Origin of the sequence: Stieleria tagensis (assembly GCF_024129865.1) — a bacterium.
GTDB lineage: Bacteria > Planctomycetota > Planctomycetia > Pirellulales > Pirellulaceae > Stieleria > Stieleria tagensis.
On sequence record NZ_JAMYFE010000047.1, the window covers coordinates 30224 to 50028 of the forward strand.

A 19805-nucleotide genomic window follows, 5' to 3' on the forward strand; every position below is an offset into this window, starting at 1 on the left:
TCGGTCGCTCGTACTCTACCGCAGTTCAAATCGAGCAACCCGACACCTTCGAGAGAGTCCCCTCGCCGGACAAACCGGTTAGCTCAGCAGATCGACCAACGCTTCATCGATCGCTGATGCAGCCGAATCATCGTCTTCGTCTTCGACACTGATCAAATCGATCAGCCCTGCATCGACCGGCGTCAACACTTCGCTGGACACGATTTTGTCGACCGCGTTTTCGGTTGCCATCGGCTGATCGTCGTTGCCGCGTGTTGTCGGTTGCGAACTCGGCACCGCGGCGATCACGTCACTCAGTGGCGACGCGAGCACTGCCGTCGGGGCGTCGAATCCTTCACCCGATCCAGAACCTCTCTGCAGCGCCAATTCGTTGATCACCGCCAACGCATCACGTGATGTGATCGCCAAGTCACCGTTCTGGTCATAGTAGTTCGGACCATGGTCGGTGGGCAGCACCGGAATGCTGCCACTGGAATCGGCGATGGCAAGGCGATTGATCACCAACAACGCATCGAGCGGCGTCACTGTGCCGCTGGCGTTGACGTCGCTGGCGTGAACCGGGTTCTGCAAACTGCTTTCGACAACGTTGATATTGATGGTCGTTTCGTCGCTGACAAACCCACTCGGGTCTGCAACGGTGAACACAATCACGTCGGCTCCCAAGTAGTCGGTATCCGGCGTGTATCGAATCTCACCCGATGCCAAGACGACGGCCGAACCATTTTGCGGTCCGGAAACAATTGTCATGGTTGCCGGATCGGGTTGCCCCGCGACTCCATCCAACGCATCGATGTCGATCGGCACGTTGATGGAGGTGCCGGTGTTAACCGTCATGGTTGCCGGAGCCAAACCGACTCGCAATGACACCGTGGCTTGTTTGCTCTGTTGTCCCAACGTATCGGCCACGGTGTAGCGGAACTCATCCGGCCCGCGATAACCTTGGAGTGGGGTGTAGATCAAACGACCATTTGCGGCGACCTCCAATGCCCCCTGCGTCGGTTGGGTGGTGATAATGATGCTTGATGGATTGATCGCACTGTCGACATCCACATCATTGCCCAGCACCGGTAGCTCGGTTGCGGTCCCCGGCAGGATATTGAACGTGTCGTCACCTAAACGAGGTGCGTCATTGGTTCCGGTGACGGTCAACGAGACCATGCCGGTGTCCGTCAATTCACCATCGGTCAACGTGTAACTGAACGTATCCACGATCGATTGACCGGGCATCAGTGCATCGAGCACAGCCGACGTGGTCGGGTCATAAACGATTTCGCCGGTGCTGCTATCGAAACGAACCCGAGCGCCTTGCGAGCTGAAGAAGTCCGTTGCCATCTGAATCGTCAACACTTCAGTGTCAAATGGCGGTCGGTTGTTCAAGTCCGGATCGGTGTCGTTGCTCAACAGATCCGACACATCCAATGTCATGACTTCATCTTCATCGACGGTGATGGGATCATCATTGGCCACCGGTGCATCGTTGATGTCTTGAATGAAAATGATCAGATCATGCGGTGTGCTGTGACCGTCTTCTGAATCCACCGCGGTGATACTCAACACCACTTCACCCGCCGCATCGGGCGCCGGAGTAAAGGTCAGCAATCCGGCAGCGGAAACCGTCGGTTGGACACTGAACAACGATTCCATTCCCGCTGGCACCGTGACGTCAAATCGTGTGATCGTCTGGCTCGTTTCACCTGGGCCGACATCGATATTAGACGCATATTGCCCGGAGTACGCGGGGCTGTCTTCCTGGATATCCACTCGATCTAAACCGTCAAAGGTCGGCGGATCATTGACACCTTCCACCGAGATCGTGAACGTGTAATCGGTGGTCGCATCATCCGTCAAATCACCCGGGGTCCCGCCATCGTCAGACAGAGTGACCACATAGACCCCCAGCCCGAATCCGTTTTCTTCGGCTTCGAATTGCAATGACACTCTGTCACCGCTCAGTTGAACTTGCGGCGGACTGGTGAAATCAATCTGGTTGCTGATCTCGGTGAGTGTTGGTGGCAACATTTTCTGGTCACGAATTTCATCGACGGCATCAAACGGCGACACAGCGACACCGAGCATCCACCCAGCGTTGCTATAGGCACCATCGCCTTCGGTGATGAAAACATTCAATCCATCCGGGTTGTCGTCCGCACCGGAAACCGGTGGATCGTTGACCGGAGTGACTTGGATTGGAACGGTCACCACGGAAACGCGTGAATCGTCAAACGGTACCAATCCGGCACCGATCTGAACCGACTGGCCGTTGTCTCGGATCGCATACACCAATTGATCCCCGCCGGCATAGTTGGCCGGCGGCTGGTATCGGTAGCCGATCAGCTGATTGCTTTGATCCAACACCGGTTCCAACGGCACACCCAATTGCGTGCTGGTTGGGAACTGGGATTGATCCAACGAAACCGTTTGCCCACGCAACGTTTGCCCACCGAACACGGTCGGCGTGGTTTCGTTTTCCGGTCCGGCATGGTACGCACCCAACAGGTCGTAACCGCTGCTGCTGCCGATCGACAACAGGATCGAACCGTCTTCGACAACGACCACCGCTGGCGGAGCGTTTCCGTCGATGGTTGTTGGCACATCGTTGACCGGCAACACGCTTAGCGTAAACGTGGCGGGTTCTGATTGATTGCTATCCCCACGGTCATTGGCACCGACGGTCCCGATCACACAAGGTGCGTCCAAACTGTCGGTCAAACCGCTGTCACAAAGATGAACTTGGAATTCAAAGATGCCATAAACGTTCGCGGCGGTCTGATAAATCAGCGTGCCGTCGCGTGTGATCGTTGGCCGTTGAACAAACAGCGTGTCGATGTCAGCCGGATCAAACGAAGTCGGCGTCACATGGAATTCAACATCCTGTCCAACCTCGTCGGTCGCCGTCAGCGGCCCGGGCGAAATATTCGATGCAAAACCGGAGACATTCTTCACACCAGAATCTTCCAAGACTTCCGCCGGGTTGGCGGCGATCGTGAAGATCGGCTTGCTGTTGACCGGTTCGATGCTCAGCGACACCCGTCCCGAGATCGTCCGTGGATCGGGGACCAGGTTGCCGTTGACAAACGACACGCCATCGTCGGTCACACTGTAGCGGAACGAGTCCAGACCGCCGATGTCTTTGTTGAATTCGGCCGACGGCGTGTACAACAATGCGGTGATTTCGCCTTGCCCGTCGCGAACTGCCTCCAGCGTGCCGTTCTTGTCCGTGGTCAAGCTGCTCGCACCGGCAAACAAATCAACCAGTGACAGGGATTGGGATCCGCCGTTGGCATTGTCCACTGCGCCGGAGATTTCATTGTCCGGACCGGCAATGAACACATCCAACAACCCTGGCCGCTGGTAGTCCCCGGAGGTGATCGACGACAGGAAGTCCGGGTTTGAAACCGGAATCACGTACGGCGATCCGACTCCGTTGTTGTCAACATTGTTTTCTTTCAATACGTACCGAATCGATCCGTCAGCGGCGACACCGTAGGCGTCATCGGTGGGGGCGAGCGGATTCGCTGCAGCCACGTTGACCGCGTCCGGATTGATCCGCGGCGGATCGTTGACCGGTTGCAAATTGATCGTGATCGTTCGCAGCACCTGCGGATTCTGAAACGATGGGTCGTTGGGCAGATACTCCGAATCGTTTACAGCCACGATCATCGTCGCTTGGCCGAACTGGTCCACATCGGGATACAAGTCCACGGTTCCGTCGAATCGATCCAAAACCGGCGGTTGATAGAATAGATTCAGCGGATCACTGAAGCTGATCATTTGGAAATGAACCACTTGGGATTGTTCATCCTGCGCGGTGACCGGCCCGCCCATGATATTGGTCGCCCACTGGAACACGGTGGGAACACCGATGTCATCGCGTTCAAGGATATTCAGCGGCGGTTCAACAAAGACCGGGTCGTCATTGACCGGGGTCTGTGGCAACGTAACGCGTCGCGGCTGGCCTTCGACGGTGGGGAGTGTGACCATGCGGTCGTTCGGTTCACCAAAGAAGGTGCCACTGTCGGGGATCGCAACCGTTCCGTCATCGGCGACGATGTAATTGAATTCATCCACACCGATCAATTCGTTGTTGTCCGGCGACGTCGGCGTGTACAGACCGCTGACAAACGCGTCCCCGGCAAACGTCAATTCCAAGGTACCGTAAGAAAGTTGAATCGGGCTGCCGGGCGCTGTACTGCTGCGGAACTCTTGATCACCCACCGTGATCGCAACCACTCGTAGATTCGGAATCTGTTCGCTTTCGTTGAACAGCGGATCGCGGTTCGGATCGGCGACAATCGGCAACGTTGGCTGGGCGCTACCAATCCCTAGCAAGTCATCCGCGGTGAAGGCGGTTGTTTCATCTTCGATCCCCTGCACGACACGATCAAAGGAGACCGGCACGTCATTGCTGGGGGTGACCAAGATAGACACCAATGCGTCGCTCGATAGTGGCGCATCGACTCGTGTTCCGTCGGTGTCTTCGTCGATTCCGCTATCGGTCGCGGTGTATAGGAACGTGTCAACACCAAAGGCGTCTTCCGGCGGTGTGTAGAGCACAAACAGGTTGCCGTTTTGATCGAGAATCTCGACCGTACCGCCCAGCGACGTCGTTTGTGTCGGCAGCGACAGCAGCAGCGCCGCTGAGTCGTTCAGGTAACCACCGGCGGCATTCTCATCGCCAGCGGTGAGCGGTCCGGGCAGATCGTTTTGGGTCAAGAAGGCCAGCGGGATCATCATTTGATTCGCGGAGCCTTCGGTCGGCACGGGGGCTGGATTGTTGCCAAAGTAAATCGTCCAGTCCGATCCGGGATCGGCCGAGATTCGATCATCACCGACAGCCGGTGCATCGTTCTGCGGGGTGACCAGAATCGTCGCGGTCGCGCTACTTTGCAGCGGCTGAACCGGGCGGGTGCCACCCTGCGGCCAATCGGCTTGGTCGCTGTCCTGGATGGTGAATTCGAACCAGTCTTCCGTTCGGTCGCCGGCGGTCAGCGGATTATCGGCGTTGAAATCGACGCCGGCTTCGTAGATGAAGTCGATCAAGAATCCGTTGGCATCAAACCGTACGTCGTGGATGGTTCCACGCGGTGTTTGGTAGACGCCATCGCTGGTGATCACCGTGGTTGCCCCTTGTAGATCGCTGACGGTCAGCGAAACCACATTGAGAACTTGACCGGATTCATCCTGTGGCGTTCCGATGGTTGGGCGTCCGGCGTGCGGGATTGCACCTTGCAACAAGTCCGCGGCGGTGACAGTTAACAACTCACTCTCACGGACTTTCAAACGACGATCATCTGCCGGACTGGTCGATTCGTCCAACACCCGATCTTGTGCCAGCGGCGCGTCGTTGACCGGATAGACTTCCAACGTCACCGTGCCCACAGCGTACAACGTGTGATGCGGTTGCGATGGATTGACTGGAACGTCACGAATCACATAGGTGAACGAATCGGTTCCGTAGAAGTCGGTCGCCGGCGTGTAAACCAATTCGCCGGTCGAACTGTCATAGGTCAGCGTGCCGCCCATTTCGGTCGGCCGCGAATCATAACCACGGAATTCCGCCGGGAAATCAGGATCGGTGGAGACCTTGAATTCAGTCCCACTGACGGTGAATTCATTTAGATCAAAGACACCGCCAAACTCGTTGGCGGTGAATGTCAGCGGTCCGGTCGACGAATCGGTGATAAAGCCTTGCGGGATTCCATTCACCTGCCCGCCGGTGTACTGCAAACTAGTGATTTCGTTTTGGTCAAAATCAACGGCCGCCAGCAAGCGATCACCACTGACCGGAGCAAAGTTCACCCAGGTCGTGTCGTCACTGTACTGCCACGAATTACCAGCGTAGCGCACGGCCACCATCTGGTCGCTGGCGGTCCCACTGGGCAACGTCGGCGGTGGGCTGGACGCAAACCGCGTGAACACGGATTGCGGGCTGTGCAAAATGTAACCGGTGCCGGTCGCGTTCTCATGAACCGCGATTCCGCCACCGACCGAACCCAAGGCGACCGTTGCAGTCGCGCCCTGCATGGTCACAAGTTCGACCGTTTGTTGATTCAAACCATTGATTTCGTCGTCAGCACCAAAGAAGAACGGTGAAACCGTCGAGGGGAGCGCGGGCAAATCGTTCGCCAGTATCAATCCCGAATCAATGCGGAACCCGACCACGTCTTCGTCCAAACGCGTGCCGCCGACCTGAGTGATCAGGTCAGGACTGGTCACCGGCGAATCATTTTGCGGCACCACTCGGATACTGACCGTGGCCTGGGCGGTTTCGCGTGACGGTAATGGGCTGGCCGGCGAACCATCGGGCAACGTCGTCGCGGCATCATCTGCAATCGTATAGACGAACGTAAAATCGTCAGCCGCCGGGACGACCGGGTTGTCTTCGTTGTAGTTCCAATGCGGTGCGAACGACACATCGACGATTTCGTTTCCGCTAACGGTGACCGTCACACTGCCAGTGGTCAAAAAACCGCCGGCGCCGTCGGGCAAATGAGTGTCAGCGGTAAAGGTTCCGTCGACCAAATCATAAATATCCGTGCCATTGGAGACGACCGGTTGCAGCGATCCGTCGGCGGCGACCACCGAAATTTGGATCACCGACAGCGACTGTTCGGATTCATCCCACGGGGGCAACAACGCGGATCCTGGATCGAGTGCCTGGGCCGGCGTCAGCACCGCTTTGGGAAGCGCGCCGGCAAGCAGGTCTTGGTTGGTCAGCTGAATCGATGTGCCAGCCGAGTCGACCGGTTCCAAGACTTCGAATTGATTGTGATCACTGGCGGTCGGCGCGTCGTTGACCGGTGTGACGGTGATCGTCACGGTGGCCACCGAACTGCTGCGCACCGGTAACGTCTGGCCGTTTACAACGGCCGTCCCACCGAGACTGTAGATGAACGTTTCGGTGCCATAGAAATCCAGCTCCGGCGTGTAGGTCCAACGCGGGTCGATGGGATCATTATTGAATACCAATTCACCGTTGAGCACGTCGCGTTCGAGATTGATTGTCAACGGCGAAACACCATTGGCCGCGTCGTTGGCCAGCAGGTCGGCGCCAACGATTTCGATCGCCGTGTCTTCCAGTGTGGCACCGGCAAAATCATCCTTGGGTTCCGGCAAAACCACGTCCGCAATCAAGACCTTGTAGTCCTCGACCTCACCGCCCACCACGACGCCGTCGCTGGTGGTGTTGCCGGCGTTACTCAAACGGAATCGAATCCAAGTCTCTGCGGAATCCACCGATGCCAAGATTGCCGGATCCGAAGGCGTGTTGATGGTGATTCGATTTTGGCCATCCAGCATCGCCTGGTTTCGCAACACCTGTTCACCCGGATCCGTGAAGTCGCCGTCGCCATTGAAGTCGACCCAAGCGTCCAGCAACCCGTTGCCCGTGGTGTTCACGATGACCTGCGTACCGGTCGGTGAGGAGGGGTTCAAGAACCCGAGCGGCGATCCGTCGGTATCCAGGAACAGCCCGTCGACTTGATTGCCGTTGACCATCACCGACCCGACTAACACACCGTCTTCATCATCAACCGATTGAATGTCAAACGCCGTGGACCCACGTTCATAAACGATGTCAATCAGCGGATTGACCACCGCCATGTCGTCCACAATCACCGCTGCAAGACGTTGTGCGGTGATCGCATCGGGGGCTCCCGGGACATACAACACAGCGATATTGCCGGCGGCCGCTGGCTGAGTCGCCAAAACAAGTTCATAGGTACGCGATGTACCGCCGACATCCACTGTCAGTGTGTCGCCCGATGCCGGTCCATTGACCGAGATCGATGCCACATTGCCCGTTACGGTTCCCAACAGTCCTCCCGTGCCTGAGGCCGTGATCGGGCTGACGATCACGTCATCGCTGCCGGCAAAATCCAATTCAGTATCAATCACGCTGCCCAACAGCGGCGAGAACGAATCGCTGACGGTATGCCGCGCACCGTTCTGTGCCAGCGTGGTCGGATAGGTGCTCGATCCTGCCAAGATTGCATCGCCAAAATCCAAACGCACGTCAGGCATCAAGATCGTGAACTGTGTTTCACGATTGCTACGGTTCGGTTCCAGCCGATTGCCGGCGATATCGAGAATCGGTTCGATGTCTGCATTGGGCAATCCCGACAGAGCGGCTTGGCCATTGATCCGAGCAATGTTTTCAAAGTACAGCAGCCCGCCGCCCGGAGTGAACGCGGGGACATTCAATGGACTGGCGAATACTTCGCCGATGATTTGCCCGGCCATCGTTTCGGCGGTGAACGCAGAGCTCGGAATGAACGCCACCGGGATCGCACCGGCAGAGACCCCTGCGCTGCCGCTAAGCATCAGACCGGTGGAATTGATGGTCAAACTATCGCCGGCTGCGCCACCGACATAAACACGTGTCTCATCAAATTCGCGGGCGTTGGCAAGGTCCAAGAACGCGGCGTTGCGGAACGCTTCACCGATCTCGAATGCCAACTGTTCCGGCGGATCCGTGACGGAAAAATCGATCACTGTGGTGGTCGCGGGATCGGTCGGCCCCGGCGGTAAATCGATGTCGTTAAATTCGATCTGCAACGCGGAATTACCTGATCGATAGATCAAGGTGTCGCCATCAGCGATCGGATTCGCGGTGAAATCAAGGATGAAACCGGAATCAAATTCAAAGACCGCAGTGGTACCACCGACGTCTTGAATACTGAACTGTTCGCCGTCGAGAACCTGAATGCCACTGGGGGCACTGCCGATCGTTCGACTGCGGTTGTTCAACGTGATTTCATAGGCAGAACTGGGATTCCAAATCCCACTGGCCGGCGTCAACAGGATCGTATTGTTGGTTTCGGAATAGCCGAACGTGTAATCGACCCCCGCGACCAATAGCCGACCATCTTGGGTCAGATTCAGTTTTTCAGAACTGACCGATGCATCATCCAGCCCCGCGCCGTCTTGATCCAAAATCTGGATCTCGAAGCGATCCAAGGTCCCAGAGATGACTCGTACAAAGCTATCGGCCACGTCCGAATCCACCGGCCCGTTGTCCAACGGATCCAGCAGCGAAGCAAACGGGCCAATCAAATCACTGCGATCAAAGGCACCGATGTCGATGAAGATATTGTTGCCGGTACCGCCACCGTTGTTGTTCGGTGCCGCCGCCCGCGGTTGACCGGAAATATCGCGAACCGGGGCAATGATCGGCGACCCCGAAATGCCCAATGAGTTTTTCAGCGCCAACAATCCGGGCCGGTCATTGACCGCACCGACCGAATTATCGATCAACAGCGAAAGGGCCGCAGGGTAGAGATCACGGTTGTTCAAATCGGTGAACACCACATCCGTTGAACCAGCGAGGACCGGGAAAGCACCCAAGTTCAAATTATTGGGTTGTGCGTTGCGTGAATTGTTCAGGAACAGCGTCGCAAACAATTCAATCGATCCGGCACCACTGGCGTCGATGCCTGTGCCGGTGTTAGCGATTGCATTGTTGATCAAGGTCGGCGAAGCATTCTCGGTGACAATGATCCCGACGTTGCCACCAACGATCGTGTTGTTGATCAGGCGGGCGAATTGATTCGCCGCATCCGAGTTGGCTTGGGTGTCGCCGCCCAATCGGATACCGGCAGTGCGGTTATCGACAAAGACACTGTTCATCACAACAACCCCCGGGATCAGATCGTCCGGGTTGTCTGTGGTGAACGCCTGCGAGGAACCAGGCGATGGCAGATCACTCCGCCGCGGACCGGCATCGATGTCGATCCCATAGTTTTGGCTGTCCAGGATCACATTGTTCTGCAATACAATTTGGCCTTGGTCGCGGAAACTGTTGACATCCCCGCCGTCGAAACCAAACGGTGTGCCTTGAAAAGTGAATTCGGTTCCAAACCGAACCACGCTCAACCGGCTCAGCGAGGGTGCAAAATTGCTACCGCCTAGCAAGTTCGACGCCGCAGGTCCTTGCAGATGGACCATGGTCGCACTGTTGCTCTTGACCGTGCCGTCGGTCGAGGTTGCAAAGACTTTGAAATCGGCTTGCACTGCCGGATCATTGATCGCGTCACGCAGTGCCGTCGCGATCTCGGTCGCCGTCATGTCGCTGGTGTAGGCAACGGCGATATTGCCAGGCGTCACATCATTGCTGATGCCCAAATCGACGTTGTCAAATTCGAACCGCAAGACTTTCACTGAATCGGAAATTTGGACGAAAGCTCCGTCCGGGATCTCTGCACCGGAGAGCGGATTGGCAGCGGTTCCGAACTGCAGCCCCACCGATTGGCCGATGACATCATTGGTGTCGAAAGTCCTGACCGCATCAATGTCCCCGCCCTCGGTCGTCACTTCTTCGTATTCAGCCGACAATCGGATGCCGAGTTGGAATTCCCCCGCATCGATCTGATCGACCGCGTTCCCCAACGTTCCCGTCGTGGCTTCGTGATACGGGTTGTCTTGCAGATCAATACTGGGCGCGGCATTACTGACCGCTTCACCGCGTTCGGCAAAGCCGATCACAATGTCATCGATAAACACACCACGGAAATTGTTGTTGTCGGCACGCTGTCCTTCTTGCAACTCACGCGCTGTATTGTTCGCCAGATAGCTGAACTCGTTCCCACGCGGATAAACACCGGCGTCTTGCCCCGGCGGTGAATTCACGTTTGCCGTCGTGATGTCATTCTGGAAGAACCCTAAGACGCCCGGATTGAGCACCGTGAATCCATACATCCGCACCGAATCACGGTACAGTTGGTAAGGCGTCAAGTTGGCGGGGCTGGCACCTTGGTTGAATCCTTCAGCGATGGCTAATTGCATCGCCGACTGAATTTCTGCGATCGATGCGTCAATGGCGATCGGCACCGGAATGTTCCCCGCAGCAACGCCCGCTTGCTCGACGGACATGAACGCCTGCAAGGAAGCCTGAGCCGCGGAAAATGTCGTCGCATTGACGGAAAAGCGAGACGCGTGACTCGGGTCTGCTCGGGTGATGAAACCGTTCCCGCCAAGCCGAATTCGGATTTGATTTGCAACCTGATCGGCGGTCATGCTGGACGAATAGTTGATCAAAGTGCCAACGCTCGTCCCCTGTAGGAACGTGAACGTGGTGCCATCGACGGTGAATTGATCGCCGTCACTGATTGCCGATCCGGCCGGGGCTTGCAGCACCGTGCCGAAATCAAATTCAAACGTTTCAGTATCGCCACTGGGATCGTGACGCAGTTCAAATTCGCGGTTGCCGGCAGCCTTCAAAATCACTTTGGCTTCGACCGCACGCAGGTCGGCGACATAGCGTTCTGATTCACCGGCACTATTGAAATCAAACCGGATGCGGACATCGCGGTGTCCCGCCCAAGGCGCAAGCGGGACGCGAGCCTGTCGCCAATCGGTTGCGTCATACAGTTCGCGGGCCACGTATCCTTTGCCGTTCTCATCGCGATAGCCGTTGATCGCGACGTCAAATTCGTCGTAGTTCTGTGTCGATCCGCCGGGCAAATTGGGGTCGTTGAACGTTCCGGCTTGACTGCCGTTGTTGGTCGCTACCAGCGTCCAATCACGAGATTCTTCGCTGGAAACAAACACTCGCAGCGAGTCGCGTGCGACGTTGTTTCGCAACATGAATGCTTCCAGATCTTCCGTGTCCAGAAAGTAGTCAAAATACAACATCGGCTGGTCAGCCGAATCATATTCCGACAAATCGAATCCGTCGCTTTCGAATTGACCGTGGGCATGCGAACCGGTGTTGTAGGTGCCCTCATTGGGTCCGTCTTCGTAGCCAAAATACAGACTGCTTCCTACTTTATTCGCCGGATCGTCTGCAGCGAGGTTCGCGGTGCGGTTGGTCACATGCCACAGGTTTTCCTGGGTGCGGCTGAACGTGATCGAACGCACGGACGAAGCATCCGATGCCACCATTTCGCTACTGCGAGACAGCACGCCGACCAAGTCTCGCGCGATCACATCATAGGCATACAGGTCCCCGCCACCGGTGATCAATAACACGATATTCTCGTAGCCCGGCACCTCGGCGGGAGCCGGTGTGGCCGAGACGAAATTGGTGACTCCGATATCGGTGGTCGACGATGGCGTCAACACACGCAAGGTGTTTGACGACGGGTTGCTGTTGAGGTTATTCCGAGGAATCTCGGCGACAAAGCCATCTTCGGAAAACGCATACAGCGTATTGCCGATGATCGCCGTGCCGACGATGTCCTCACCGTTGGGTGTATCGATGCGACCCACTTCGATTTTCTGTGTTCCCGCACCATTTCCGCGGGCATTGTTGACTCGATCCTGGGCCCCTTGATTCGCATTGACCACCGCCCCACTATCCGGGTCAACGCGGTAGACGTAGTTGTTGCCCGGGTGAACCGCAAGCGCACCGCTGGAGAGACCAACAAACGGGTTCGCTCCATTTCCGCGTTTGGCCACGATGAACATGTCGCTGTCGGTGGGACTGTTGACCTGTTCGACGACCGCGGTCACCAACATCCCGTTGCCGTTGGCATTGGTCGTGCCGCTGGTGATCGCTTGGTTGACAACAATGTTTCCGTTGGCGTCGACCCCTGCGGTAAACGTCGTCAACCCCAACGTACCTGCTGCGGTACGGGTTCCAGTCGCCGGATCGACGAAATAAGTCGCACCGGTGTTGGCATCCGTTTCGTTCCCAGCCTGGGCGCCGGTGAACGCCAACAAACTGCCGTTTGGACGTGAAATGATCTCGCCCAATAACAGATTGTTTTCGTGATACAGACCGTTCGAATTGCCGGTCGCCGCATTGATCGATTCCAACTGTGTCTGATTGGCACTGTTGGCGTCGCTCTCCAGCACCATCAGGTCGACGTCACCCAACGAGAACGGAACGACATTGGCATTGCCCGAAACGACCGTTTGCACCGGCGCGGCGGCGGTCACCAAAGGAGTCCGAGTGTCAAAACGGTCCTCGGCGATTCGCAACACCGAATTGACCGGCTCGACACGGATGTCAGGATTGCTCGGCGCACCGTTGACGAGTTGGTTCAGTTGCGACGGCATCCGAGCATTGTTGACCACCACAATTTCATAGTCTCCGGCGGCTAGCTCCACCGTCCCCAGGAACGGATCCTGTGTGCCGGCAGATCCGCGACTGAGATCGTCCAAGTCGGTCCCCTGCAGCGGTGAAGCCTGATCGGAAACCACGTTGGAATCTTGGGCCATCATCACCAATGTCGGTGGATTGGTTTCCATCGAATACAACAACAACGTCGTATCCGGACGGCCCAGCCCGTCGGCATAATCCAAATCAAAGGTTGCCGATAGCGAAACGGCATTACCGCCGGATTGAATGTTCTTTCTGGCAACGGTGAACCGATAACGATTGGTCGAATTGGGATTTGCCAGGTCACCGGAAACACTGATCGTGCCGCGGTCGGTCGCACCGATGTTGCCCAGATCAATCGCCGGTCCGGCCGTGCCACCTTCACCGGTTAACAGCGAGTGGTAGGGCAGACCACGCGTTTCGATACCGGTTTGAGCATAGCGAATCTCACTGTGCCGAACCGTCGACCCGGCAAATTCATCCGCTTCGCGCAGACGGATCTGCAACTCATACAAACCCACACTTCCCCGCGCGCCACGCACCCGCACAAAGTATTCACGCGAGGCACCGAGATTGCCCGGCAGTGTCAATCGCATTCCGGCATCCAACGGATTCGTTGAATACAGATCCTGGTAGCTGCCGTTGGAGTTCAGCGGTGCGAATAATGATTCACGCATCGGCAAGGCAATGCCACCGCCGAAGGACACCGAAGTGGTTTCGGTGACGCTATTGTCACTCGCCGCCAACACGGTTCCATCAAGTCCGACCAGTTCGACCACGGAATCGAGTGTTGCCGAAGTGCGGTCGATGTCCAACCAGATTTCCGTCCCAGCGGTGGCACGGAAGGAGTAAACGTCTTGGTCCAGATCGGTGGAAATAGCGCCATGGATGGTGAATCCAAGACGCAAGTTTTCGTCACTCGCTTTTTCTCCCGTCGCGAGTTGCCCGATCACATCTGCCGATGCCGGGGTGCCGTTTAGGTCACCGCCGACACTGACCAGCGCCTCGGCTTCGGTGATCGTTTCGACGTTGCGATCATTCGCCAGTTCCAACAATTCGATGCCTTTCCAAGACCCCGAGGTCGGAACCGAATCGCCATCGCCGCCATTGTCCGTCAGCGGAGCTCCGTTGATATCGAACCCGGCGCCCACGGTATCGTCATCGATTGTCGTCAGCACCACGGGGTAATCAGGCTGGCCGATCACCTGCAGCGTGCCGCCGACACGTGTTTGGATATCCAAGTTTTTTCCAGTCGCCGTCAATGTGCCGCCGGCATCCAGAAATTTGACGACCAAACTTTCATCAATTCGACTTTGCAATCGCAGACCACCGTAGTGGTGCTGGTTGCTGTCGGTCACTGATCCGTCAACGATGTGAACAATATCGGTGTCATCCCAAATCCCAGCGGTCGCCATAAGGTCACCGCGAACCACCATCCCGGCCAAACCGGCCGCTTCGAGTGTGTTGCCGCGAACCAATGGGCCGTGATTGCCACCGTCGGAGCTAAACAGATCAACGGAACCGGTTTGCCGACCGGTGTCTTCGACGATCGTGCCGTTCAAATCATTGACGTTAAAACTGATCGCAGCGGTGTTGCCACCGGTGGTGCCGATAAACCGGTTACCAACCAAAATGGGTTCAGCGCCGTTGACATAAACCACCGCCGGCGTGTTGGGGCCCCGCCCGGCGCGCTGTGCGTCCGTTCCGGCGACACCCGACGCCGACGCTTCGAACACGGTGTTGGCCACGCGAGCTTCCGCCTGATAGATTTGCAACGCATTGAATCCGCTGCTGGTTCCGTCGATGGTCGATCGACCACCACCAAACGCCAGGCGTGCATGATCGAGACTGACCAATGATGTCGGCCCGATGTAAAGGCCGGCCCAATCACCGCTAGCCCCTTCGGTGACACCATCAGCGCTGGTGTCAAAGGTACCACCGGTACCATAGCGATCGTCGCTACGGCTGGTGAAAATGATTGGTGTCCCCAGGGTTCCTTCGGCGATCAGGTCGCCACCGAATCCGGTTTCAATTCGCACACCATCACTTTTGATGATGACTCCCGGATCCACCCGCAGCCGTGCATCCGGTTCGGAAATGTAGTCTCCCGACGTCAGCGCTGGGATCGTCGGTGTATCAAGCGCGTCCAGATAGTTTGGCGACGTGCGATCAAGTTCAGCGACCAGTCCAAACGTCGGTGTTCCGGCAACACGGCGGTACAATCGTCGCGAAACATAGTTTGATGTTGCCGACGGCAGCCCCTGCAATTGCACCGCCAACCCGGCGGCAACCACAACACTGCGGGTGGCATTGGAGACCAGCGTTTCATTGCCATACAGGTCAATGAAACTGAGTGCGTATTCATAGGTTCCCGCTGCCAGTCCAGGTTCCCCGGCCGGTGCCGCCACCGCTGCCAAGACGGTCAGCTGCGGATTGGTCGCTTGCTGTTGATTCCGAGCGCCACTGGGATTGCCGTTGATGATCAAGTCATCACCGAGAACGTGAACCAGTTCGGTGTCATCGAAACGGGCGGAAACGAGCAGCGACTCTTTTTCACCACCGGCTTCGGTATCGATCCGAATCAATACTCCGTTGACTGCGTTTTCGTCAACAAAATTGCCGTACATCACCGGCCCGATCCGTGAGTAATCAGGGGTGAACAGATCACCGCGTTGATAGAACGGTGTGGTGAAATTGGTTTCTTCGAAACTCGCCGGATCCGCCGAGATCGCAGCCGACCCGGATTCAGTGATACGGTTGTTGATCAACGATGGACGGGCGGCGTTCAATTGAATCGGTGCCACCGATGTCAGACCGCCGTTGACGCTGACCACTCCACCGCCAAATCGTATGTCCGCGCCTGTGATCGAATTGGTGAAGATGCCCTGTCGTTCCAGTTCGACACGGCCTTCGGCGCGATCAACGTCGTTGCGAATCTCGATCCCGCCCCAATCACCGGGTGACGGATCGATTTGCAGTTCACTGCGTTCGAGCCCGACTCCGGGGTCGTTGTAACTGGTGAAGAAGACCGGCAGGTGCGGCGTGCCGAGAACCTGCAGCGAACCTTCCGACGCATCCGTTCCGCTGTTGTTACTGCCAACCGCGATTCGGCTGGACAGCATTTTAAAGATCGCACCGGCATCAAGCATTACATTGACGCCGGCCGGGACGATCAGATCCCGACCGTCATCGAGTGTCCGGCCGAGCGAGGCGATTCGTCCGATCTCATACGCCAAGTTATCGTTTGCACCGGCAAAATTATCGCTCGGTTCGCCGATCTGATTGTCCGCCCCGGCATTGCCCACAATTCGAATCGTTTGCCCGGCGGTTGCCATTGCCAATGCGGTGTCGATTTCGCGAACCGGATTGGCAGGCGACCCATCACCGCCCAGCGGTGCGACGGCATCAACATAGATTGTGTCGGCCAAGTCATCGGCCTGGAACCAGAAATCAAATGCACCGCCGGGAGTTCCATCTGCGTCTCCGTCGATCGGCGTTCCCGCGGCATCAACGATGGTCCGCGAGTTAGGCGTGAACTTCAGACGCAACTCATAGTCACCTTGCGTGTTGCCACCGCCACCCGAACCTGAAATCGTCGGATCCAGATCCTGATTGCCGGTACTCGTCACGGCGATAAAGTACTCGCCCTCGTTGACTTGGAACTCGAGCGCCGAATCCGTCCCGAACGAATCATCGTTGGAAGACAACAGCACAATTTCCGAGCCGACTCGCTTGTAGAGCGCCAGATTCGTGTCCAGCAAACTTCCCGTTTCTAGTCGCTCGGCAAAGGTGGCGGCGTTGACCAGCCCGGTTTCACCGGCGGGGACGGTGAACGAATAAAAATCGGCGTCGGTATTGTCAGGGCGAAACAGGTACTGCCCATGCACGACGTCGTGCTTACCCGGGTAAACAAAATCGTCCACGGTTCCCGGACCGGCCATGATCGCACCGGAATCCAATTCATATTCGTGGCCAAAACCGATCGAGTGGCCCAGTTCATGCATCCCGACTTCGAAGAACGAAAAATTGGGGTTCGGGCCGGTACCAAATCCGTTGTACCAAGGTTCGGCGGCATCCATGATCGCCAGCGCCCGACCGGCGATTCCCAACGTCCCACCAGGTCCGCTGACGCCACCATTGACCGCCAAGTCACCGACAACGACCGTCGTTCCCTGGTCGACCGATTCAACGAATGTGACACCAAATTGGTCACTGTAGAGCGCAAAAATTTCACGCACTCGTTGCATCTGTTCTTCATTGATCGTCGTAAATAATTGACGACCGTCATCCAGCGTGCCGTAGGGACGATTCAACGCAAAATTGAAATAACGTCTTTCGATCCCGCTGGTTCCATCAGCTCCGGCGCCCAAGAAATGTTGTTGCTCACCGATATCTCGGCCCCCAGGTTCGCCATCAGCGCCTGGATAATCGAACGGCGACCCGGAACCGACGATCCGACTGGAGATGTTGACCGAATACGGAGTCCCCTCGACGGTCGTGCCACCGAACAACGCCAGATTGTACGCCGACGCGACGGTGTCACCGGTCCCATTGAGGTTCAATTCGGTCACACGATTCGCATCGCCTTGCATCCGCACCGGCGCACTGCTGCCGACTTTCAAGCGGAACGCACCTTCACCGGGCAGATCCGCCAGATCGGGTGTCGCAAAGGTCAACACCACACGATTAACACGGACTTGGATCTCGATTTGGTTCCCCGGACTCTGTGGATCCGGCACCAATCGCTTTTCGAACTCCTGGACCTCGATCGAATCGGGCAGGGTCACCAAATCATCGCCTGGACTGACCGTGTCGGCGGTGCGGATCAGCTGATAAAACTCGGGCCGTTTCAGAGTTTCCGTGCCCGGATTATTGGGGTCTTCCGATTTAAATAGATCCAAGTCATCAAAGTAAACTTCGATCTTGTTGCGCTGTGGATCCAGTGAACCGTCAGCGGCACGGACCACAGGCTGTGGCACCACGGCCAAGACCTTGGCACCCAATTCCAATTCGAAATCATAGATGTCACGATCGGTCCCATTTTCCACAGGCACAAATGGATTTCCGTCGACCGCCAACAGCGGCGAACCATCGCTGGCCGGCACACCGGCACCGAAGACTTCGATGCGATAGCGACCATCGACAAGTGGTTCGGCAAACCTGGCGACAACCACGTGGTCGTTTTCATCAAATCCCAAATAGCCAGGGGAGATCACCACATCATCCGGCGTCCCACTGACCCCGTCACGTCCCACCGAAGTGATCCGAATGCCGTCGGCCAAGGAAGCGGGATCGATTGACGAATCACCGGTGAACCGGAACTTCAATTCCGTTGGTGCGGTCAGTTCCAAGTTCAGTTCGTTGGGATCAAACAGATCGCCGGCGTTGGGATTGACGCTTTGCAGTCGCAATCGTCCGTCATCCGGCTGAAAACTAAATGTCCGTCCGACACGCACGTCCATGTCGTAATGTTGCGTGCCCCCGGGCGCACCGAACACTTCAATGTAGTGCGTGCCGGCCTGGTCCAGACTCAATTCCGTGATCGTTTCGTCTTGCCCTGCAGCGGTGTTCTCGACAATCGCCAATTCGACTCCGGAGGCATCCAAGATGCGGAACCCCAGGTTCGCTTCCGAGCGCCGGTCGACCGGCGACGATGCGCCACCCTGTGGCCCGACGTCGTAGCGCGTACCGGTCGGCTTCAGATCGATCGACAATCGTGTCGCAACCAACGTGTCAAAGCGATACAAGTCCGAATCGTTGTTTTCGTCGATGGACAGGTTGGTCAACGAGGCCACTTCGTTGCGCAGCGTGCCGATGTCTGTCGCGGTGGCGATCGAATCATTGGGTTCGTTGGCGTCACCGTACAACGTGTTCGCGTTGAAGAAATCATCTTCCTGCGGACCGTAGAACGCAAAGTTGACAAACGGTTCCATCAACTTGGTTTGATTGACCGGTTCAGCGTGCGCTATCCCCAGTCCATGCCCGACCTCGTGGGCTAGCACATTGGTCAACCCGACGTTGCGGCCGCTCGGCCCGTCGTTGTTCAACTGGTAAAAATTGTCACCCGTGTCGATCACCATGTCGCCATCAAAGCCGGCGTTACCGCTGGCCGATGGGTAATAGTTGAACGCCAACACATTGGAATTGCCGTCGATGAATCGACCGCCAATTCGCATGTCCGCGCGGACTCCTGCGACACCAGCGAGATTGGTGTCTGCCGACGCCAGGGCCGCTCCATCGTCGAAGGGTTCGTAGGCAAATTCCAGACCGGTCTGATCGGCCCACATCCCATAGATGTTTTCGAAAATCGGGAACCAAGGCTTGTTGGCAATGATCGGTTCTGTGGAACCCCCGTAAATTCCATCGAAGAACGAAACGACATCGCTGGTTCCCTCGGATTGCCCAGTGTTGGGATCCAAGATGTCGGTGCCATCGGGGACAATTCCCCATGTCAACGTGATCGGGTCGCCTGAATTGGGTGATGTGTCGAGCGCGCTGGTTTGCCAACGTGAACCCGCCAAGATCGGATCCACCAATTGATTGATGCCGCGCGGTGCAATTCGCGACTCCCATTCGCTGACGACGTTGTCGGGCGTGCCCGGTGCAAAGATGGCATGCCCCACCTCCGCCGCCAACAATTCTCGCTTCTCAAGCGTTTCCAATCGGGTCCCGCGGGATTTGATCCGCGATTGCGGCCCCGTCGATTCCGATGGCCGATCCGACCGGGAAAGAATAGAAAAACGTGAGCGACGCAAAATAGATC

1 protein-coding gene is annotated in these 19805 nt (G+C 56.9%); it reads right to left on the bottom strand.

Annotation, left to right across the window (positions count from 1 at the left end; all coding sequences use genetic code 11):
- Positions 1 to 78: 78 nt before the first annotated feature.
- Entirely contained in the window at positions 79 to 19704 is a 19626-nt protein-coding gene (locus NHH03_RS11465) for a tandem-95 repeat protein (protein ID WP_253156168.1), read from the bottom strand.
- Positions 19705 to 19805: the final 101 nt, after the last annotated feature.